Here is a 21,009-nt window from a genome sequence, read left to right on the forward strand (position 1 = left end):
CCTCAGAAGGAATTTGCGATGAAGAAAATCAGGAAGGCCGTGATACCGGTGGCGGGGCTTGGAACACGGTTCCTGCCGGCGACCAAGTCGATGCCGAAGGAAATGCTTCCCGTCGTCGACAGGCCTGTCGTGCAATATGCGGTGGACGAAGCCTTCGAGGCGGGCATCGAGCACATCGTGTTCGTCACCGGCCGCAACAAGGCGGTGATCGAGGACTATTTCGACCTCCATCCCGAACTGATCGGAACCCTGGAGCAGACCGGCAAGAAGGCGCAATTGCAGTCGCTGGAAAGCCTGCTGCCGGTGGCCGGCGCCACCAGTTTCATCCGCCAGCAATCGCCGCAAGGCCTCGGTCATGCCGTCTGGTGCGCGCGCGAAGTCATCGGCAACGAGCCCTTCGCCTTGCTGCTTCCGGACATGGTGTCGTTTGGTGGGCGAGGCTGCCTGGCCGAGATCGTCGACCTCTATGCTGAAACCGGCGGCAACGTGATCGCCGTCGAGCGCTGCGATCCGACCGAGACCAACAAATACGGCATCGTTGGCCGCGGCGCCGATGTTGGCGGCGGCTTCGAAGTGACGGCCATGGTCGAAAAGCCGGCGCCGGCCAACGCGCCGTCGAACTTCTACATCAACGGCCGCTACATCCTGCAGCCCGAGATTTTCGCGCTTCTGGGCAATCAGCAGCGCGGCGCCGGCAACGAGATCCAGTTGACGGACGCCATGGTCCGCCTGTCGCGGGATCAAGCGTTCTTCGCCCAACCTTTCAAGGGGCGCATGTTCGACTGCGGTTCGAAGGAAGGGTTCATCCAGGCCAACATCGCCTTCGCGCTGGCGCGCGACGACATGAAGGGCCCGATTTTCGAGATGCTTCAGGAGTTCGTCCGGTCGCATGAACGCCAGGAAGAAGCCGCATAATGCCCATGTTTTGGGAGCATTTTCAGATGGCTGATGACGCGGGGCGATAGCTCCCGCGTTGTCTGGCACGAAGCTTGCGTTGTGTTGCGCAATGCTCCGATCTTCGCGGCGCTCGCAAGCCAAGGCATGATCCCGAAAAGCGGCTACCGGTTTTCGGAAAGGATCATGCCCAAACACTGAGATAGACCCATCCCGATCATTGGGATGGACCAGGCTCTAGAATTGGACCGAAGATGAATTATGCCAACTTTCCTCTCGACAAGAGGATGCCATTGCCGAATTCAGACGCAGGAGACGGCGACGACTTCATCGATATCGAGCGGCTGCTTGGCATGGCTTCACGGCAGGCCAAGGTGGTTGCCGTGTGCGCCATCATCGGTCTTTTTCTGGGCCTGCTCTATCTGCAGACCACGCCGCCCCAATATCAGTCGGTCTCAAGCGTGTTGATCGACGAAGGCTTGAACAAGATCGTCGATGACATCTCGGCTGCATCGACAACCATGCAGACCGATTCCGCCATCCTGAGCCAGATCGAAATCCTGACCTCGACGCGGCTTGCCGCGGTGGTCGTCGACAAGCTGAAACTCGACCAGAACGATGCGTTCATGAACCCGCCCGTGTCGGCTCTGGCCAAGGGCGTCGGTCTGGTCCGCAGCCTGATCCAGTATGTTCGCCCCAGCCCCGTCTTGCCGGGCGTTGGTGACATCAGCAAACTCGACCCCGCCACCCGCGATGCGCTGATCGCCTCGTCCAGTCGCGACTACGCGATCCTCAAGCTGCAGAACGAGGTGCGGGCAGAGCGCACGGGGCGAAGCTACGTCATCGCCCTTGGGTATCAGGCGACGGATCCGGCCCTGGCCCATGCGATCACCAAAGCCTATGCCGATGCCTATCTCGCCGATCAGCTCGATGCCAGCTTCGATGCCACCGAGCGGGCGGCGGTCTGGTTGCAGGGCCGGTTGACGGAATTGCGCGAGAGCTCGCAGGCGGCATCGCTCGCGGTCGAGAAATTCAGGGCAGAACATGGTCTCGCCGCCAACAGCGATGGCCAGCTGATGAGCGACAAGCAACTTTCCGATCTCAACGCCCAGCTTATCGTCGCGCAGGCCGACACCGCCCGCGCCAGTGCCCGCTACCAGCAGTACAAGGCGATTGTCGAAAGCGGCTCCGACAACGCGTTCAAGGATGCCGCCATATCCAGCGACCAGCCGAGCAGCTCGGTCATCGCAGCGCTCAAGACCCGCTACCTAACGGTCGCCAAGCGGCTGCAGGACGTCGAGGCGAATTTCGGCGAGCAGCACCCGCAGGCGGTGGCACTTGCCAAGGAGAAGGCCGACATATCGACGCAGATTTTCGGCGAGCTGAAGCAGCTGACCGAAAGCTATCGCAACGAATATGAAGTGGCGCTGGCGCGCGAGACCGCGCTCAGGGCCAATGTCGCGGCCGCGCAAGGCAAGAGTTCCGTCGACAACCAGACGCAAGTCAAGCTGCGTGAACTCGATCAGCAGGCGACGGCGCTGACCACGCTCTACCAGACATTCCTCGGCCGCTACGAGGAAGCCGCGCAGCAGCAATCCTTCCCGGTCGGCAAGATCCGCATCATCTCGGACGCCTCGATGCCGCTCACCGCGTCAAGCCCACGCACGATCGTCGTGCTTGGACTTTCGCTGGTGCTTGGCATGCTGATGGGCGCCGGCTTCGGCGGCCTGAATGAATTCAACGAACGGTTCTTCAGGACCGGCGAGGATGTGCGCGACCGTGTCGGGCTGAAATTCCTCGGCTATCTGCCGGCGATCGGCGGCAAGCTCGGCAAGGAGGAAAAGCCGGGCGAGACCCAGGTGGATGCCAAGGCCGCCAAATCACTGTCGGCCGCCGAAAAGCGGGCGCGCATGCGGGTCAGCATCGATTCGCCTGCGTCGATGTTCTCCGAGACGCTGCGCAGCGCCAAGATTGCCTTCGACGTCGTGATGGAAGGGCACGGCAGCCGAGTCATCGGCATCATCTCGGTGCTTCCCGGCGAGGGCAAGTCGACGGTCGCGGCAAATCTCGCCGGATTGCTTGCCGCCAATGGCGCCAAGACACTGCTGATCGATGGCGACCTGCGCAATCCCGGCCTCAGCCGTGGTCTTGGCATGGAAGCCGAGCAAGGCTTGATGGAGGCGGTGGTCAACGGCCAGAACTGGCAGTCCGTCGGCAAGATCGACCGGCAGACGAAGCTGGCGATCATTCCGGCCGTGCTGCGCGGTCACTTCTCGCATACCAGCGAACTTCTCTCCTCGGCCGGGATGCGGCGCTTCATCGAGAACGCCAAGGAGACGTTCGAATACATCGTCGTCGATCTGCCGCCGCTCGGACCGGTGGTCGATGCCAAGGCTTTCGCGCCGCTGGTCGACGGTTTTGTGCTCGTCACCGAATGGGGACGCACGCCGCGCGCGATGGTGAGGTCGATGCTGGAATCCGAGCCCTATGTCGCCAACAAGATCGTCGGGGCGGTGCTGAACAAGGTCGAGCTGAAGAAGCTGGCCAAATACGGGTCGTTCGGCGGCTCGGAGAAATTCTTCGACAAATACTCGAGCTACTATCTGGAAAAGTCGGAAGTGCGCAGCAAGGCAACGGTCTGATATCGGCCGTTGCCCACGCAGGTCCTTTCGGTGAATCGGAGCCAGTCGGCGCGCGTTAAGCCTTTGTTTTGATGCATGTCGTTGCCCCAAAGGCGCTGCGCGCTTTTAGCCGACATGGGCTGGGAGCAGATCAGTTCCAGGAGCAGATGGCCCTGCTCCGCTTATCGACAATTCTGATGGCAATCAGTCGTCCGCTGTGGGAGGCGGTGTCGAGCTGGGCCTCGGAGATCGGCCGCCGGACAGCACGGCTCCTGCGCGGGATTGAGCTCCGAGCTACCCATTGCTCAACGAGGTGCCCATTGGTCAACGAGGTTGCGATCAGGCGGCCTTGAGCCGATAGCGGAAAACGGTGTGATCGAGCAGCAGTCGGATCCGCGGTTCGGCCTCGGTCGCCACCAGCCAGCTAGCGGCGATCATTGTCGCGCCGACCACCGCCATTGAGAAGAGATGCGGCAGTCCGGCGCGGACCAGGACGCCGAGCAGGGCCGCGCCGACGACATCGTGCAGGAGGTAGAGCGGATAGGTCATCAGGCCGATCCGGCGCCAGCCACTCCAGGACAGGTCGAGCCGCAGCGACCACGCCATAAGTCCGACCGCCGCGAGGAAGATGAGGATTGGTGGCGCGAACGGCATCTCTCGCCCGACCTTCAGGATATGAACGTCGACCGAACTGGCGATCTGCAGCACGCCGCCGGCCAGGAACAGGGCGCAGAAGGCAAGGCGAGCCGTCGTCACCGCCTTGAAGCGCATCAGCCACAGCATGACGCCGGTCGCGAAGAAAACGCCGTGGTGAACCAACAAAAGGTCGAGAGTGCGTGTCTCGGCAAGGTCGGCCCAGCCGAGCGGGTAATAGAGGCACCAGAAAAGCGTACTGACCATGCCGATGGCAAGGGCCACCAGTTCCATCTGATGGAAGCGGCCGAGCCTCAGCAAGGTCCAGACGATGGCATAGAAGGCGATCTCGATGCCGAGCGTCCAGTAGACGCTGTCCACCCAAGGGCCATAGGGGACGAACATGCCGGTACGGACGAGCCTGATGACAGCGTCGGTCGGCCAGCTGAGGCCGACGGCCAAAAGCACCATCGCGGTGACGGGCGCACAAATCCAGACCGCCGGCGCCAGCCGTTTCACCCTCGCCTCGAAAAACCGCAGCGGCGTCGATGTCTCGGCGCTGAAGGCGATGACGAAGCCGCTGATGACGAAGAAAATCTGAACGCCGACCCAGCCGGATTCGACCCAGGCGCCTATTGCCGGCTGCGCGGGAATGCCGCCCGTCGCGCGTGCCGAAACACCGTCCGGATACGCCCACACCCAGAAGCCATAGTGGTAGACCATGACCATGACGGCGGCGAGGAATCGCAGGATGTCGACGCCGCCAAATGTGATCTTTTTCTGAGCCATGCGACCTTTGTCGATGGCCCCCCGACACACACTGTAGGGCGCATTGCTGCGTTGCACAATAAAAGTATTGCTTGCCGCACCTGGCGCAGCCGTTTTCGTGGCAGCACGTGGAAATATGCGGCCGTGCTAAACCCCGATCCCACGCTCCTTCAGGGCGGCGGTGATCTCGTCGAGAATGACCGGATCGTCGATGGTCGCCGGCATCGTCCATGCTTCCTTGTCGGCGATCTTCTGCATGGTGCCGCGCAGGATCTTGCCGGAGCGTGTCTTGGGCAGGCGCTTGATCGTCACCACCATCTTGAAGGCGGCGACCGGGCCGATGCGTTCACGCACCAGGCCGACCACTTCGCTCTCGATGACACCCGTTTCGCGTGAAACGCCGGCATTCAGCACCACGAAGCCGAGCGGAACCTGGCCCTTCATCGTATCGGCGATGCCGATGACGGCGCATTCGGCGACGTCTGGATGGGCGGAGAGCACCTCCTCCATGGCCCCGGTCGACAAGCGGTGGCCAGCGACATTGATGATGTCGTCGGTGCGGGCCATGACGTAGAGATAGCCGTCCTCGTCGACCATGCCGGCATCCGCCGTCTTGTAGAAACCGGGGAACTCGTCGAGATAGGCTTGGCGGAACCGTTGGTCGGCGTTCCACAGCGTCGGCAGGCAACCGGCCGGCAGCGGCAGCTTGACCACCACATTGCCCAGCGTGCCTCGCGGCACCTCATGGCCGGCATCGTCAAGCACGCGGATGTCGTAGCCGGGCATCGGCACGCCGGGCGAGCCGTATTTCACCGGCAAGAGGCCGAGGCCGGCGGGATTGATCGTCATCGGCGAGCCGGTCTCGGTCTGCCACCAATGGTCGACCACCGGCACGTTCAGCTTCTGCTCCGCCCATTTGATGGTTTCGGGGTCGGCGCGCTCGCCGGCGAGGAACAGCGTGCGGAATTTCGACAGGTCGTATTTCGGAATGAACTCGCCTTTCGGATCCTGCCCCTTGATCGCACGAAACGCGGTCGGCGCGGTGAACAGCGCGACCACGCCATGCTCTGATATCACCCGCCAGTAGGTGCCGGCATCGGGCGTGCCGATCGGCTTGCCCTCGAACAGCACGCTGGTGCAGCCATGCAGCAGCGGCCCATAGACGATATAGGAATGGCCGACCACCCAGCCGACATCCGACGCTGCCCAGAACACCTCGCCCGGCTTGACGCCGAACTCGTTTTCCATCGTCCATTTCAGCGCGACCATGTGGCCGCCATTGTCGCGCACGATGCCCTTGGGCTGGCCGGTCGTACCCGACGTGTAGATGATGTAGAGCGGGTCGGTGGCGAGCACCGGAACGCAGTCGACATTGGCGCCGGCTGCCCGTTCGCGGGCGACGGCATCGGCGTAGTCGATGTCGAAATGCTCCCGCAACTCGCAGCGCAGCTGGTCGCGCTGCAGGATCAGGCAGCCGTCCGGCTTGTGACGGGAGATATCGATCGCCTTGTCGAGCAGCGGCTTGTAGGCGACGACGCGGCCCGGCTCCAGGCCGCAGGAGGCGGAAATGATCAGCTTCGGCTTGGCGTCGTCGATGCGGGTGGCAAGCTCATGCGAGGCAAAGCCGCCGAAGACCACCGAATGCACGGCGCCGATGCGGGCGCAGGCCAGCATGGCGAAGGCCGCCTCCGCCACCATCGGCATGTAGATGATGACGCGGTCGCCCTTGCGAACACCGCGGTTCTTCAGCACCGAGGTCAGCGCGACGACCTCGCGCTTCAGCTCGGCATAGGTGAACTTCTTGATCGTCCCGGTGATGGCGCTGTCATGGATCAGCGCGATCTGGTCGGCGCGTCCGCCGGCGACGTGGCGGTCGACGGCGTTGTAACAGGTGTTGCAGGTGGCGCCGGTAAACCAGCGACCATAGACGCCGGCAGTGGCGTCGAACACCTTGTCGTAGGGCGAATACCAGTCGATCGCCTCGGCCGCATCCGCCCAGAACTTTTCCGGATCACGTTTCCAGCCGTTATAGACCTCGTGATAGCGTGACGCCATCCGACCCTCCCCAGGAATGTTTTTCTTCCCTCCAGATAGCGCGCTCTAACCTTGGCCGCAAATGCGCGCCATTGTGCAGCCGGCATCGACCTGGCGCTTGGGGGCAAGCTGCGATGAAATTTCGATACGAGTTTGGCGCAGCAGTGCTGGCCGCCCTGTCATTGACAGTCGCGTCCGCCGCCCAGGCAGGCGATGCCGCGGCACGGCACATCATCGGCTTTTCGCCCGACGGCAGCTATTTCGCCTTCGAGCAATATGGCACGCTCGACGCCGGCGCCTCCGCTTCCGGCTATTCGGAGATCGACATCATCGACACCCGTACCGATCAGTTCGTCGGCGGCAAGCCGATCCTCATCGTTGACGAATCCGAGGATGCCACACTGACGCTCGAACAGGCGAGGGCGCAGGCCGCCGCCAAGGCGGCGCCCTTCCTTGCCAAATATGCCATCGCGTCGCGGGGCGAGCAGACGGCTTCCGACAAGTTCACCTTTCCGGGCGAAATGGTTGCCTACAACGACATTTCGCGCCTTGAGCAGGTGTCGCAGAAATGGCTGTCGCCGCTCTATGACCAACTCGACATCTCGACCATCCAGCTCGACCAGATCCTGGCGGACAGCACGACCGACTGTTCGGCGAGTTTCGACGCCACCCGACAAGGCGAGACATCAGGCAAGGCGCTTGGCTTCCGGCTGACGCTGCAAGGGCAGGACGGCAGGCCGTTCAAGGTCCTGCATGAAGACAAGACCGTGCCGGGGTCGAGGAATTGCCCGACCTCTTACAGCCTGTCGGAATCCTACGAATTTGCCCCGGCCGGCAAGCCGGCGGTGATTGTGGTGCTGGTGCAGCGCTTCAGCCAAGGCTTCGAGGGACGAGACCGCCGCTTCATTGCCGTGACCGGTGAGCCGCGCTGACAGATCCGCGTCCCGGGTTTCCCCTAGCAGGCTACCCGTTCGATGAATCCAGATTGCCTTAGATCGGCAAAGCCACAAGCATCAGGCCGATGCCGCCGAAGATCAAAATGGCTGTCGCCAGGGCTTTTCTGTGACGTTCAAAGCTCGTCGGAGCCCGCTCCCAATTGTAACGCATACGCTATCTCCACTAGTCCCAAGCGAATTCTACCTTACTCTAGGGAAGAAATGCAACGGCTCCTGCCGACCGGTTCGCTGCTTGCCGCTTCGCGTTGAAGACTATTTCTGGGACGAGTCCTGCCGGAAACCGCGGCGAGCGCGGTTCCCGCCGCCGGCCTGGCAGCAAGGCTACATGCCCCAGCGCAACGCCGCCGTGTGCACCGGCGCATCCCAGAATGCGGTCGTTTCCGCATCGAGCATGGTCAGCGTGATCGAGCAGCCGGCCATGTCGAGTGAGGTGACATAGGAGCCGACCAGCGAGCGGGTCACCGTCACGCCGTGCTTCTCGAAAATCCGCCGCGCGCTGTTGTACATCAGATAGAGTTCCATCAGCGGCGTGCCGCCAAAGCCGTTGACGAACAGCAGCGCCGGACCTTTCGCCTCGCCGCCGAGATCGCCCAGGATCGCGGCGCAGATCTCCTCGGCAATGGCATCGGCACTTTTCAAGGTATCGCGTCGCCTTCCGGGCTCACCGTGGATGCCGACGCCGAACTCCATCTGGCCATCGCCGATGTCGAAAGTCGGTTTGCCTGCGGCCGGCACGGTGCAACTGGTCAGCGCCACGCCCATCGAGCGGGTAGCAGTGTTGACGCGTTCGCCCAGTGCTTTCAGCGGCGCCAGCGCCAGGCCATGCTCGGCCGCCGCGCCAACGATCTTTTCGACGACCAGCGTGCCGGCGACGCCGCGCCGGCCAGTCGTGTAGGACGAGTTCTCGACAGCGACATCGTCATTGGTGACGATCTGCTGGACGCCTTCCGACATCTCGGCCGCCATCTCGAAGTTCATCACGTCGCCCTCATAGTTCTTGACGATGAACAGGCAGCCGGCGCCGGTGTCGACGGCTTCCGCCGCCGCCAGCATCTGGTCCGGGGTCGGCGAGGTGAACACCTGGCCAGGGCAGGCGGCGTCGAGCATGCCGTGGCCGACAAAACCGCCATGCAGCGGCTCGTGGCCGGAGCCGCCGCCGGAGATCAGCGCCACTTTGCCCGGCCGCAAGGCCCTGCGGCGGACGAACTTGTGCTCGTCGCCAAGCGCGAGGATATCGGCATGGGCGGCAACGAAGCCGTCGAGGCTTTCGGTCAGCACCGTGTCCACCGAATTCATAAATTTCTTCACGGCCGTCTCCTCCCGAAATGGGCCTTGTTGAACCGCTCTAGCGGATCAACCACCCTTGCCGGTGATGCTGGTGATCTTCTGGATAAAATCATTCACTGCCCGGTCGAGCGCGGCGTTCTGCTTGTCGTCGCCGAAATCGGGCACGATGAGTGAAACATGCCGCGTCTTGCGCATGCCTGCCGCGACAGACATTTTTCCCGGATGCGCCTGATGGTAGGCCGCAAGAAACTGATCGCGCTCGGCCGGGCTGAAATGGCAGACGGAGAAGATCGAAGGCAAATGTTTTGACGGAATCGGGACCGAATAAGCCGGACTGGAAATCTGCGTAACGAAGCTGCGGTGCTTGCCGAGCGCATCGGCAAGGCGCTGGCGCATGCCGGACGGCCGCTGGTCGATGACGTGCGACAGGATCATCTTGTAGGCGCGGATCGCCTCTTCGGAACCGGGCTCAGGTGTGTTGTCGACCATGCGCGGCGCCTAGACCGAAACGTCCGCGATGGCCGCCTTGGCCATGGCGAGTTGCGCCGGAGCGACGGAAAGATCGCGCAGGCCGGCCTCGAGCAGCGACGGGATCGAGGCGGGGTCCCCGCCGGCGTCGCCGCACAGGCTGACCGGAATTTCTTCACGCAGGCCAAACGCGGTCACGGCAGCGACCAGCCGCAGCACGGCTGGATGACGGACCGAGTTGAGGTGCGCCACCGCGGTGTTGTCGCGGGCAGCCGCCATGACATATTGGGTGAGGTCATTGGAGCCGATCGAGAAGAAGGCGGCTTCTGCAAAGGCCTCCGGCACGATCGCCACCGAAGGCACCTCGACCATGATGCCGAGCGGCGGCATTTTATGCGCGATGCCACGCGCGGCGAGTGCTGCCTGCTCTTCGGCGAACATCGCCGCTGCCTGTCTGTATTCCTCCACAATGGCGATCATCGGGACCATCACTTTCAGACTGCCGTGGCTGGCGGCGCGCAGCAACGCCCGGATCTGTACACGAAACACCTCCGGTCTTGCCAGCGACAGCCTGATGCCGCGCAGGCCGAGGAACGGATTGCCTTCCTCGACGGTGAAGCCGGGCACCGGCTTGTCGCCGCCGGCATCGACGGTGCGGATCGTCACCGATTTGTCACCGGCCCATTCCAGCACCTTGCGATAGGCGCGATATTGGGTTTCCTCATCCGGCAACGTCCTGCCGAACAGGAATTCGGTGCGCATCAGGCCGACACCGTCGCAGGTCGCAATGTCGATGCCGTCGACGTCGGACGGGTCGGCGATGTTGACCTGCACGCGCACCGTTGTGCCGGTCCTGGTCACCGCCGGCCGCGCCAGGAAGGTCCCTGCCTGGTCGCGGCGGGCCGCGAACGATGATAACGATTGGCGAAAGGCGGCGATCTCGGCCTTGGAGGGCGACAGCACGATGCCGCCATGTTCGGCATCGAGCAGTGCGATGCCGGCAAGAGCGGCAGGCGGGTAGCCAAGCCCCACAACCATGGGCACGCCGCGCGAGCGCGCCAGCATGGCGACGTGGCTGGCGGTGCTGCCTGCCTTCAGCGCGATGCCGCCACCGCCACTCCAGTCGGTTTCGAGAAAGCGCGTCGGCGCGATGTCCTCGCCATAGAGAATGGCGCCGGGTGGTATTGCAATGTCGCCGTCCTCGGTCAGCGCCCGCAAAACCTGGTCCCTGATGTCGCGTATGTCGGCCGCGCGCGCGCGGAAATAATCTTGGTCCGAGGTCTCGTAGCCGGCGATCTCGGCGTCGAGCGCCTGTCGCCATGCCGCATCGGCGGGATGTCCGGCGTCAATCTGTGCAAAAGCCGGGCCGCTTAGCGCGTCGTCCTCCAGCATGGCGATCTGGAATTCGAGGATGTCGGAGGCGTCACCGTCTGCCTTTCCGATCAAGCCGGTGAGGCGACCCGTCGCCATGGCGATTGCGGTCTCGAGCGCAGCCTTCTCTTCGGCGGCATTATCCTTGCAGGCGTAAGCAATGGCAATCCGGTCGAGATCGAACAGCGGCCCCTCGGCATAACCGGCCGAGGCCGAGATGCCTTGCAGCCTAAGCGATGCGGGCATGGTCCGCGCCTTCGTCGAAATCGCGCCGCACCAGTTCGACCAGCGCGTCGACGGCGTCATTGGCGCCATCGCCGCTGGCCCGGATGTGCAGCACCGTGCCTTTCGGCGCCTTGGTTGCCATCACCTTGACGATGCTCTTGGCGTCGAACCATGGTCCGTTGGCGGCCAGCGCTATTTCCACCTCGGCGGCAAAGGTCTTGGCAAGCTTGGTGAACTTCACCGAAGGACGCGCATGCAGACCCACCTCGTGGGTGATCAGGACGGTCGCTTCGGCGGATGCGGACATGTCTTCAAAGTTCCCGTTCGCTCACGACGGCGACAATTCGTGCGCCGTCGCCACCACTTCCCGCAGCGAGGCGCCGCCGGATGCCTCGGTCGCCGCCATCACCGCGCCTTCGACGATCGGCGCGTTGCAGACGATGATCTTCTGCGCACGCGGCTCGCCGATCATCTCCACCGCCATTTCGCTGTTGGTCTCGGCGCCGCCGAGATCGACCAGGATGGCGACTCCGGCTTCCGACCAGGCCCTGTCGATGGCGCTCATGATCGCCTCGACATTGGTGCCGAGCCCGCCATGGCCGTTTCCGCCGCACCATGCAAGCGGCACTTCGTCGCCCACCATCTGCCGAACCATGTCGGCCGTGCCCTCGGCAACCAGCGGCGAATGCGAAACGATGACGATGCCGACATTGCTCATGCGCTTTCCCCGATGGTTTCCGCCACCGTCCGCACCAGCAGAGCGGTTGAACGCGCGCCGGCGTCCATATGGCCGATCGAGCGGTCGCCAAGGAACGAGGCGCGGCCACGCAGTGCCTTCATCGGCACGGTCGCTTCAGCTGCCGCGTCGGCGATATCGGCGATTTCCGCCGCCGTCTTCCCCTGCAGCAGCGCATCATTCACAGGCTGCAACACGTCGAGCATCGTCTTCTGCCCGACCTGTGACTTGCCCCGTGCCGCCACCGCTTCGATGGCCTTGCCGAAAGCCAGGGTCAGATTGGCGCGATCGGGCGCGGCGGAAATCTCCTTGCCGAGCGCCATGAACAAGGTACCGAACAGCGGACCGGAAGCGCCGCCGACCGTCATCACCAGCTTGGTGCCGATTGCTTTCAGGGCATCGGGCAGCGGCTTGGCCGAAAACGCCTCGGCTTCGCTGCGCACGGCCTCAAAACCACGCTTCATGTTCAGCCCGTGGTCGCCGTCGCCGATTGCCTGGTCGAGCGCCGTCAACGCCTCGGCGTGGGCGGCAATCGTGTCCGCGGCGGCCGCGATCAGCCTGGAGAGGTTCAACGCAGCCATGTCAGCCAACTTCCCGGTTTCCGTTCTGCCGGCAGTAGCGAAAGAACTTTCATTCGACAACTGAAGCATGCGTCAGGCCGCTGCAAGCAGCGCTGCCGCGGCTGCGAAGGCCTCGGCCACCGCAAAGGCGCCGGGGTCGACCACGCCTTGCAGCTTGCTGCCGACATAGGCGGACCGCCCGGCTTTAGCTCTCTCCATGGCGGACGTGGCCTCGGCACCGCGTCGAGCCGCCGTTGCCGCCTCCTCCAGGCCGCCGGCGTCCAGCGCTTTCAGGGCTGGCTCAAGGGCATCGACCATGGTGCGGTCGCCGACCTTTGCGCCGCCGTAGAAGGTCATCCGTTCAAGGCCGGCAAGCAGCGCTTTCGCCACGCTGGCGCCGCCATCCAGAGCCTGCGCCGCCGCCGTGAAGAAGATCGACAGCAGCACCCCGCTGGAGCCGCCCATGGACGCGCTCAGAATGTCGCCCGCCGCACCGAGGGTTGCCGCAGGATCGGCCAGCGGCAGCGTATCAAGCCGCACCAGCACACTGCGTGCGCCGGTCGCCACCGTCGAGCCGGTGTCGCCGTCTCCCGCCTTGGCATCCAGCCCGTTCAATGTGGCTTCGAGCGCGATCAGCCTTTCGCAGATGGTGACGACAAGGCGCCGGGTGCGAGCATCCTGGCTGGGCTTGCGTGCCGCGCTCAAAGTGGCTGGTGTCGCCAGCGGCACGACAGCGGGCGCAACAACCGGCTTTGCCGGCATCCAGGCGTGCGGGCCAACCGGCGCCAGCAGGGCGGCTTCGCGCTCGGCGTCGAGCCGGATCAACGACAGCGAGAAGCCGTTCATGTTGAGCGCCGTCATCAGCGGTCCGGGGCCGATCGCCAGCTTGATGGTCTTGGCGAGCGGCGAGGCCAGCACGGCATTGGCGACAAGCGACATTTCGAGCGGCGGCACCGAACCGAGATTGTTTATCAGCAAGCCATAACCGGCTGCAGGATCGAGCTGTACTGCAAGGCGCTCCGCCATGATCGCGACCAGCCTGTCGGCGCTTTGCACCGCGATCCGCTCGACGCCCGGCTCGCCATGAATGCCGAGCCCGAGCTCGCCGTCGTTTTCGCCAAATCTGTCTTCGTGCGGTTGGCCCGGGATCGAGCAGGACGACAGCGACATGCCGAGGGAAACGATATCCTTCGCCGCGGCCCGTGCCGCCGCCGCGATATCAGCCAGTTCGTGCCCGGCTTCCGACAGGTGGCCTGATATTTTGTGCACGAACAACGTGCCGGCAACTCCGCGCGGCTGGGCAATGTCGGGGAGCGCGATGTCATCGGCGACGATCACCATTTCGACGCGAAAACCTTCGGCGCGCGCCTTCTCGGCCGCCAGACCGAAATTGAGGCGGTCGCCGGTGTAGTTCTTGACGATCAGCAGGCAGCCGGCAGGGCCCGTGACCACGCGAATGGCTGCCAGCACCGCTTCGACGCTTGGCGAGGCAAAGATCTCGCCCGAGACCGCCGCTGTCAGCATGCCCTTGCCGACGAAGCCGGCATGCGACGGCTCGTGCCCGGCGCCACCGCCGGAAACGACGCTGACTTTTGTCTTGTCCCAGTCGGCGCGCAGGACGACCTTGATCTCGGGATAGCCGTCGAGGCGCGCAAGGTCGCCGGCGCCAATGGTCCGCAAGAGGCCATCCAGCGCCTCGGTGACGATCGTTTCCCTGCGATTGAAAAAGTGCTTCATCGAATTCGTCCAGTCACTTGTCTGCAGTCATCAATCAGAAGCCGGTGTTGAACCCCTGGCAGGGGAAACAACCCGTTCACATCAGCCTTTGTCCATCGGCGCCAAAATACAGCGGCGACCGGTAGCGGATCACCACTCTGTCGCCTTGTCCCAGATCGGTGTCGGGATCGGTCAGCGTCACCAGCTTCCTGGTCCCCACCGTCACATGCAGGTGATTCTGGTCGCCGAGATGCTCGACCCAGTCGACGACGCCGTCGGCTTGGCCGTTCGCGGCCTTCTCGATCGACAGATGCTCGGTGCGTGCGCCGATCGTCTTGGTGCCGGCCGGCGCGCCGCCATCGGGTAGCAGTCCGGTCGGCAGAAGATTGATCGCCGGCTGGCCGAGCCTGGCCGCGACATGCAGATTTGCCGGCTCCGAATAGATGGTGCGAGGCGAGCCGATCTGCACCAGCACGCCGTCGGCAAGGATGCCGATGCGGTCGGCCATCGTCATCGCCTCGATCTGGTCATGCGTGACATAGAGCATGGTTGCGCCGAGTTCGGACTGGATGCGCTTCAGTTCGAGCCGCAGATCCGCGCGTAGCTTGGCATCGAGCGACGACAGCGGCTCGTCCATCAGGTAGATGGCGGGCTTGCGCACCAGCGCGCGGCCGATGGCGACGCGCTGCATTTCGCCGCCTGAAAGTTTGGTCGAGCGGTTGGCGAGCTTGTGATGAATGCGCACCATCTTCGCCACTTCTTCGACCCGGCGGCGGATCTGCTCCTCCGGCATTCTTCGCGCCGGAGAGCGCAGCGGGAAGGCGAGATTGTCGAACACCGAAAGGTGCGGATAGAGCGAATACTGCTGGAACACGAAGGCCGTGTCGCGCTCGGCCGGCGACAGTGACGTGGCATTGTGGCCGCCGATTTCTATTGTGCCGGCATCCGGGCGTTCCAGCCCGGCGATCAGCCGCAGCGTCGTCGTCTTGCCGGCACCGGTCGGCCCGAGCAGCACGACGAACTCGCCATCGGCGATCGAGAGGTCAAGACCGTTGACGGCGACATGGTCGCCAAAACTCTTGCTCACGTTCTTGATGCGCACGTCAGCCATGCTGCACTCTCCGCTCCGAGGCTGCATCGTGGATCGCGGTTCTCACCGCACGGCCCGACCCTTTCTCGAATAGCGACAGCCGCGCGCTGCTCAGCGTCAGGCCGACATGGTCTCCGGTGGAGAGCCGGATCTCGGCCGGCACCCGCGCCTTGATGATGCCGTCCGCCGTTTCCACCGCGACGATCTGCGTGGTGCCGAGATATTCGGTGCCGTAGATGGCGCCGCGCAGCTTGGAGGCATCGTCGAAGCGGATGTGTTCCGGCCGGATGCCAAGCGCCATGTCGGCCGGTGCGATATCCTCGCGCACCTCCGGCACCGCGACCTTGGCGCCCTGGACGACGATTTCTTTCGCGCCCTTTGCCAGTCCGCCGCCGAAGGCCAAAAAATTCATCGGCGGCGAGCCGATGAAGTCAGCGACGAACATGGTCGCCGGCCGGTCGTAGATTTCACGCGGCGTGCCGAACTGTTCGATGACGCCATGGTTCATCACCGCGATCTTGTCGGCCATCGACATCGCTTCCATCTGGTCGTGCGTGACATAGACGGTGGTGGCGTGGATGCGGTTGTGCAGTTCGCGCAGCTCATGGACCATCAAATCGCGGAATTCAGTATCAAGGGTCCCCAGAGGCTCGTCCATCAGGAAGCACTTTGGCCGTCGCACGATGGCGCGGCCGAGCGCCACGCGCTGGCGGTCGCCGCCGGCCAGGCCGGAGACGGACTTGTTGAGCAGATGGTCGATCCGCAGAAGCTTCGCCGTCTCTTCGACGCGCTCGCGAATCTCGGCCGATGGCATGCCTTGCGCCAGCAGCGGGAAGCCGATGTTCTTGCGCACATTCATGTGCGGATAGAGCGCAAACAGCTGGAAGACGAAAGCGATGTCGCGCTCGCGTGCCCGCAGCATGGTGACGTCGTCGCCGCCGAGCAGGATCTGGCCGCCGGTCGGCAGTTCGAGCCCGGCGATCATGCGCAAGGTCGTCGTCTTGCCGCAGCCCGACGGTCCGAGCATGACGAAGAACTCGCCATCCTCGACGACGAAGTTGGAATCCTGCACGGCGACGAAATCGCCGAAGGCTTTTCTGAGGTGCTGAACACGAATTGCGGCCATGGCTATTCCGGGAACTTCGAGACGATGATGAACATCACGGTGCCGGCGAGCATGGTGATGAAGGAATAGGTGTAAAGCGGCAGCGCGAAGGGCTGGAACAGCATCAGGAAGCCGATGGCGATCAGCACCGTGGCGATGTTTTCCATCAGCCCGCGCCTGGCCCAGACCGGCCAGCGCGATTTGCGTTTCTGAGGGCTGGTCAGGCTCATTTGCGCACCGCGCCGAAGGTGATGCCGCGCAGCAATTGCTTGCGGAGCAGGATGGTGAAAACCAAGATCGGCACAAGGAAGATCGTCGTGCCGGCCGCCACCGCCGGCCAGTCCTGGCCGCCTTCGCCGATAATGGTCGGGATGAAGGGCGGCGCGGTCTGCGCCGTGCCGGAAGTCAGCAAAGCCGCGAACGCATATTCGTTCCAGGCGAAGATCAGGCAGAAGATGGCGGTCGCGGCGATGCCGGTGGTCGCCTGCGGCAGCACGGTGCGCCAGAAGGCCTGGAGCCGCGTGTAGCCGTCGATCATCGCGGCTTCCTCATATTCGCGCGGGATCTCGTCGATGAAGCCCTTCAGGAGCCAGACAGCCAGTGAGACATTGACCGCCGTATAGAGCAGGATCATGCCGAGCGCGGTGTCGGACAGGCCAAGCTCGCGGTACATCAGGTAGATGGGAATGGCGACAGCAATCGGCGGCATCATGCGCGTCGACAGGATGAAGAACAGGAGGTCGTCGGCCAGCGGCACCTTGAAGCGCGAGAAACCATAGGCCGACAGCGTGCCGAGAAACACCGCGCAGAAGGTCGAGCCGAAGGCGATGATCAGCGAGTTGACGAAGCGCGGCAGGAAGTTGGACGGGCCGGCGATCACCATGTTGCGCTTGCGCGTGGTCTCGTCGCAGAAGCCCGTCGCCGGGCCCAGCGAGTTGATGTATTCCGGCGTCTGCCGGGTGCGCGTCGTGAACAGGTTGCAGTAGCCCTCGAGGCTCGGCTGGAACAGCAGCTTTGGCGGATAGGCGATCGAGTCCGGCGGCGTCTTGAAGCTGGTGGCGAAGATCCACAGCAACGGCACGATCGAGATCAGCGCGTAGAGCACGATGATCGTTCCGGCGATGCGCTTCGAGTTTGCCGAGGGTGCGACGACCGAATGGGCAGTGGTCAGGCTCATCTCTGCTTCACCTTGTTGAGCGCCTTGACGTAGATGTTGGCGAGACCAAACACCGCGACGAACAGGATGATGGCGAATGCCGAGGAATAGCCGGTCCGCCAGCTTTCGAAGGCCTGGCGCTTGAGCGTGATCGAGGCGACCTCGGTGGTCGAGCCCGGCCCGCCGCCAGTCAGCAGATTGACCATGTCGAACATCTTGAAGTTCTCGATGCCGCGAAACAGCACCGCCAGCATGATGAAGGGCAGCGCCATCGGCAGAGTGATCGACCAGAACTGCCGCCAGTTGGAGGCGCGGTCGACCTCGGCCGCCTCATAGATGTATTCGGGGATCGAGCGCAGCCCGGCGAGACAGATCAGCATCACGTAGGGCGTCCACATCCAGGTGTCGACGATAATGATCGACCATGGCGCCAGCGACACGTTGGAGAGCATCTGGATGTTCGTCGGCGGGATACCGGTGACGAAGGAGATGGCATAGGCGAACAGGCCGATCTGCGGCTCGTAGAGGAAGCGCCAGAAATTGCCGACCACCGCCGGCGACAGCATCATGGGGACGAGTATGAGCGTCGTCCAGAACGCATGGCCGCGGAACTTCCTGTCGATCAGCCAGGCCAGCGTGAAGCCGATCAGCGTCTGCAGCAGGATGGTCCAGAACACGAAATGCGCCGTCGTCTGCATGGCGATCCAGATATCCTTGTCGCCGAGGATGCGCTGGTAGTTGGCAAAGCCGAGATTCTTCACCACCTCGTTGGGCCGGTTGGCGCGGTAGTTGGTGAACGACAGATAGATCGCCCAGAACAGCGGGAAGATGTTGATGGCGAGCAGCAACAGGATCGTCGGCGAGATGAACAGCCAGGCGAGGCCCTTGTCGCTGATGCCCCGGACCTTGCGGGCCAACGGTTCCGGGGTCGCCCGGGCAACGTTCTCCGCGGTCCGATTGAGCATGGTCAGTCCTGCTTCGGTCACTTGGGTCGTCTCTGTCATGGAATTTATCTGAACTGCGTCCCGTGCCAAGGGTGGCACGGGACGCTTGGGCCTAGCTCGGGAGGAGCAGGTTACATTTTGCCATCGTCCTGGAAGACCTGCGTCCAGTCCTTGACCAGGCCGTCGAGCGCATCCTTGGCCGAACCCTGGCCGGCGACGACATAGTCGTGGAAGCGCTTCTGCGACGCCTGCAGCAGCGGTGCGTAGCTGGGCTCGGCCCAGAAGTCCTTCACGATGGCCATCGAGTCGAGGAAGGTCTGCGCGTAGGGCTGGCTGGCCGGGAATGCCGGATCCTTCACCACTGCGTTCAGGCAGGAATAGCCGCCGAGCGACCACCACTTGGCCTGCACGTCCTTGTTGGCGAACCACTTGATGTATTTCAGCGCCGCTTCCTGCTTGTCGGAATAGGACACCACGGAGATGCCCTGGCCGCCGAGCTGGGCGAACTGGTCGCCGTCAGGCCCCTTGGGGTTGACGAAGTAACCGATCTTGTCGCCGCCGACATTCTCGTCCTTCTGCAGGCCCGGCCATGTGAAGGCGAAGTTCATGTGCATCGCCACCTGGCCGGATTTGAAGGCATCGACGCCTTCACCCATGTAGCTGTTCGAGGCGCCCGGAGGGGTGCAGCAATCATACAGCGCCTTGTAGAACTCCAGCCCCTTCACCGACTTGTCGGAATTGACGAAGCCTTCCATTTCGTAGGGCTTCTTCGGGTTCTCGTACTGGAAGCCGTAGCTGTAGAGCACATCCATGGCGCCCATGGTGATGCCTTCCGAGCCGCGCTCGGTATAGATCGAGGCGCCATAGACCGTCTTGCCGTCGATCTGCCGCTTCTGGAAGAATTCGGCGACCTGCTTCAGCTGGTCGAACGTGGTCGGCGGGCCGAGATCCCAGCCGTATTTCTCCTTGAATTCCTTCTGCAGTTCCGGCTTGGAGAACCAGTCCTTGCGATAGGTCCAGCCGACGACGTCGCCCATGGCCGGCAGCGCCCAGTAGTTCGGCGTGTTCTTCGGCCATTCCGAATAGCCGACGACGGTTGCCGGCACGAAATCGTCCATGCTGATCTTCTCCTTGTCGAAGAAGTCGTTCAGCTTGACGTAGTGGCCGTTCTCGGCGGCGCCGCCGATCCACTGGCTGTCGCCGATGATCAGGTCGCACAGCTTGCCGTGCGAGTTCAGCTCGTTGAGGAAACGGTCGGCATAGTTGGTCCACGGCACGAACTCGAATTTCATGCCGATGCCGGTTTCCTTGGTAAAATCCTTGGACAGTTCGACAAGTGCGTTGGCCGGGTCCCAGGCGGCCCAGCACAGCGTCAGGTCTTCAGCGTGCGCGACGGTCGAGGCGGCTGTCGACGCGGATATCGCCGAGGCCAGTCCCAACGCCAGTTTCAAGCTCGATTTCATGCCTTCCTCCCATTTGCGAAACGCGCCCGAATGACGGTTTCAAGAGCCCTAAACCCCTCTCCTCAGGGGCCCAAACATGGCGGCGCGGCAGCGCTGCAGATGTTTAGTAATTTGTTTAGTGATGCAATTTTTACTAAACAACGCAAGCGAATTCGTTGCTGCGCCGCAGCATGCCGGCGACGGTGTCTGAAAACGTTGGGAAAAGCGTGGATCGCCGGTCGGACTGTCGAAGCCGCGCAAGCAGAGTCCGACCAGACCTGAAGGCCGTCTCGTCTCCTAGTCGACCGTTTTGGTGCTCACCATCACCGGCCGGATCGCCGGTGCCGGCGGCAGCAGCGCGCGGATGTCGGCGAAAGGAAACATAGGTTCGAAGCGGAAGGCCTCAGCCAACGAACCCTGCGCACCATTGCACTGGCCCGAACGAAAAAGGTTCTGCGTTCGCGCGGCATCGACGAAGCGATCGGGATCCTGCGACTGATGCGTGCGGATCGCCTTGGCCTTGATGTCGGCATGGCCGGAAATATCGACATAGTGCGTCGGGGAAAACCCGGTGCCGCCGAGCGTGTCGGCATGCAGAACCGGAACGGAAAACGAAGCCGCGATGCGCACACCGTCCGACAGCGCGCGATGGTCGCCGTGATAGTCGTTCGGCGCATGCGTGATCGCCAGGTCCGGGCCGATCTCGCCGATCAGCGCTTTCAGCGCTGCGATCAGCGTGGCATCGGCCACCAGCGCGCCATCCGGGAAGTCGAGAAAGCGTGGCGTGGCCCCAAGCAGGCCTGCCGCCCGGGTTGCCTCGTCACGGCGCGCCCGGGCAAGTACGCCGGGATCCCCCTTGCCGCCCCTGGCCCCATCGGTGGCTATGGCAAAAGTGAGTTCTGCGCCTTGCGCGGCATAGGCGGCCATCGTACCGAACATGAAGATCTCGATGTCGTCCGGATGCGCACCGAGCGCCAGTATTTTCAAGTCTCTCTCCCGGAAA

19 protein-coding genes are annotated in these 21,009 nt (G+C 63.4%); 3 read left to right on the forward strand and 16 right to left on the reverse strand.

What is annotated here, in order from left to right; all coding sequences use genetic code 11:
* The first annotated feature begins 18 nt into the window (after window positions 1-18).
* Complete coding sequence (locus AC1D10_RS13255; protein WP_477272342.1) at window positions 19-915, forward strand: UTP--glucose-1-phosphate uridylyltransferase; 897 nt, start codon at window positions 19-21, stop codon at window positions 913-915.
* Between the two features lie 233 nt (window positions 916-1,148).
* A complete protein-coding gene (locus tag AC1D10_RS13260; RefSeq protein ID WP_477272344.1) occupies window positions 1,149-3,536 on the forward strand; it encodes a polysaccharide biosynthesis tyrosine autokinase in 2,388 nt (795 codons plus the stop codon).
* A gap of 318 nt (window positions 3,537-3,854) precedes the next feature.
* Here the strand turns inward: AC1D10_RS13260 and AC1D10_RS13265 are convergent, their stop codons facing one another.
* On the reverse strand, window positions 3,855-4,937 hold the full coding sequence (locus tag AC1D10_RS13265; protein ID WP_477272346.1) for an acyltransferase family protein: 1,083 nt from the start codon (window positions 4,935-4,937) through the stop codon (window positions 3,855-3,857).
* 126 nt (window positions 4,938-5,063) lie between these two features.
* The gene (locus tag AC1D10_RS13270) at window positions 5,064-6,971 is read right to left on the reverse strand and encodes a propionyl-CoA synthetase (protein ID WP_477272348.1); all 1,908 of its coding nucleotides are present in this window, start codon (window positions 6,969-6,971) and stop codon (window positions 5,064-5,066) included.
* A gap of 113 nt (window positions 6,972-7,084) precedes the next feature.
* Between AC1D10_RS13270 and AC1D10_RS13275 the strand changes: the two genes are divergently transcribed.
* Window positions 7,085-7,882, forward strand: a complete 798-nt coding sequence (locus tag AC1D10_RS13275) for a DUF2259 domain-containing protein (protein ID WP_477272350.1) — start codon at window positions 7,085-7,087, stop codon at window positions 7,880-7,882.
* Between the two features lie 345 nt (window positions 7,883-8,227).
* Here the strand turns inward: AC1D10_RS13275 and dhaK are convergent, their stop codons facing one another.
* From dhaK to AC1D10_RS13345, 14 genes are all read right to left on the reverse strand, one after another.
* Window positions 8,228-9,214: a dihydroxyacetone kinase subunit DhaK gene (dhaK, locus tag AC1D10_RS13280; RefSeq protein WP_477272352.1), complete on the reverse strand. Its 987-nt coding sequence runs from the start codon at window positions 9,212-9,214 to the stop codon at window positions 8,228-8,230.
* 45 nt (window positions 9,215-9,259) lie between these two features.
* Window positions 9,260-9,682: a hypothetical protein gene (locus AC1D10_RS13285; protein WP_477272354.1), complete on the reverse strand. Its 423-nt coding sequence runs from the start codon at window positions 9,680-9,682 to the stop codon at window positions 9,260-9,262.
* Between the two features lie 9 nt (window positions 9,683-9,691).
* Entirely contained in the window at window positions 9,692-11,278 is a 1,587-nt protein-coding gene (gene ptsP / locus AC1D10_RS13290; protein ID WP_477272356.1) for a phosphoenolpyruvate--protein phosphotransferase, read from the reverse strand.
* Complete coding sequence (locus AC1D10_RS13295; protein WP_379101480.1) at window positions 11,262-11,564, reverse strand: HPr family phosphocarrier protein; 303 nt, start codon at window positions 11,562-11,564, stop codon at window positions 11,262-11,264. The genes ptsP and AC1D10_RS13295 overlap by 17 nt, the downstream gene beginning before the upstream one ends.
* A gap of 21 nt (window positions 11,565-11,585) precedes the next feature.
* Window positions 11,586-11,975: a dihydroxyacetone kinase phosphoryl donor subunit DhaM gene (dhaM, locus tag AC1D10_RS13300; RefSeq protein ID WP_184873275.1), complete on the reverse strand. Its 390-nt coding sequence runs from the start codon at window positions 11,973-11,975 to the stop codon at window positions 11,586-11,588.
* Window positions 11,972-12,574: a dihydroxyacetone kinase subunit DhaL gene (gene dhaL, locus AC1D10_RS13305; RefSeq protein ID WP_477272359.1), complete on the reverse strand. Its 603-nt coding sequence runs from the start codon at window positions 12,572-12,574 to the stop codon at window positions 11,972-11,974. Before dhaL ends, dhaM begins: the two co-directional genes overlap by 4 nt.
* A gap of 72 nt (window positions 12,575-12,646) precedes the next feature.
* The gene (locus AC1D10_RS13310) at window positions 12,647-14,290 is read right to left on the reverse strand and encodes a dihydroxyacetone kinase subunit DhaK (protein WP_477272361.1); all 1,644 of its coding nucleotides are present in this window, start codon (window positions 14,288-14,290) and stop codon (window positions 12,647-12,649) included.
* Between the two features lie 76 nt (window positions 14,291-14,366).
* Window positions 14,367-15,380 (reverse strand): ABC transporter ATP-binding protein, encoded by a 1,014-nt coding sequence (locus AC1D10_RS13315; protein ID WP_477272363.1) that lies wholly within the window; start codon window positions 15,378-15,380, stop codon window positions 14,367-14,369.
* Window positions 15,373-16,485 (reverse strand): ABC transporter ATP-binding protein, encoded by a 1,113-nt coding sequence (locus AC1D10_RS13320; protein ID WP_477272365.1) that lies wholly within the window; start codon window positions 16,483-16,485, stop codon window positions 15,373-15,375. The genes AC1D10_RS13315 and AC1D10_RS13320 overlap by 8 nt, the downstream gene beginning before the upstream one ends.
* Before the next feature lie 2 nt (window positions 16,486-16,487).
* Window positions 16,488-16,694 (reverse strand): hypothetical protein, encoded by a 207-nt coding sequence (locus AC1D10_RS13325; RefSeq protein WP_477272367.1) that lies wholly within the window; start codon window positions 16,692-16,694, stop codon window positions 16,488-16,490.
* Window positions 16,691-17,641, reverse strand: a complete 951-nt coding sequence (locus tag AC1D10_RS13330) for a carbohydrate ABC transporter permease (protein ID WP_477272369.1) — start codon at window positions 17,639-17,641, stop codon at window positions 16,691-16,693. The genes AC1D10_RS13325 and AC1D10_RS13330 overlap by 4 nt, the downstream gene beginning before the upstream one ends.
* Window positions 17,638-18,585, reverse strand: coding sequence for a carbohydrate ABC transporter permease (locus tag AC1D10_RS13335; RefSeq protein WP_095084297.1), 948 nt, complete (start codon window positions 18,583-18,585; stop codon window positions 17,638-17,640). The genes AC1D10_RS13330 and AC1D10_RS13335 overlap by 4 nt, the downstream gene beginning before the upstream one ends.
* 110 nt (window positions 18,586-18,695) lie before the next feature.
* On the reverse strand, window positions 18,696-20,027 hold the full coding sequence (locus AC1D10_RS13340) for an ABC transporter substrate-binding protein (RefSeq protein ID WP_477272371.1): 1,332 nt from the start codon (window positions 20,025-20,027) through the stop codon (window positions 18,696-18,698).
* Between the two features lie 276 nt (window positions 20,028-20,303).
* On the reverse strand, window positions 20,304-20,993 hold the full coding sequence (locus AC1D10_RS13345; protein ID WP_477272373.1) for a PIG-L deacetylase family protein: 690 nt from the start codon (window positions 20,991-20,993) through the stop codon (window positions 20,304-20,306).
* Window positions 20,994-21,009: the final 16 nt, after the last annotated feature.

Source organism: Mesorhizobium sp. P2_A8, from assembly GCF_056404935.1.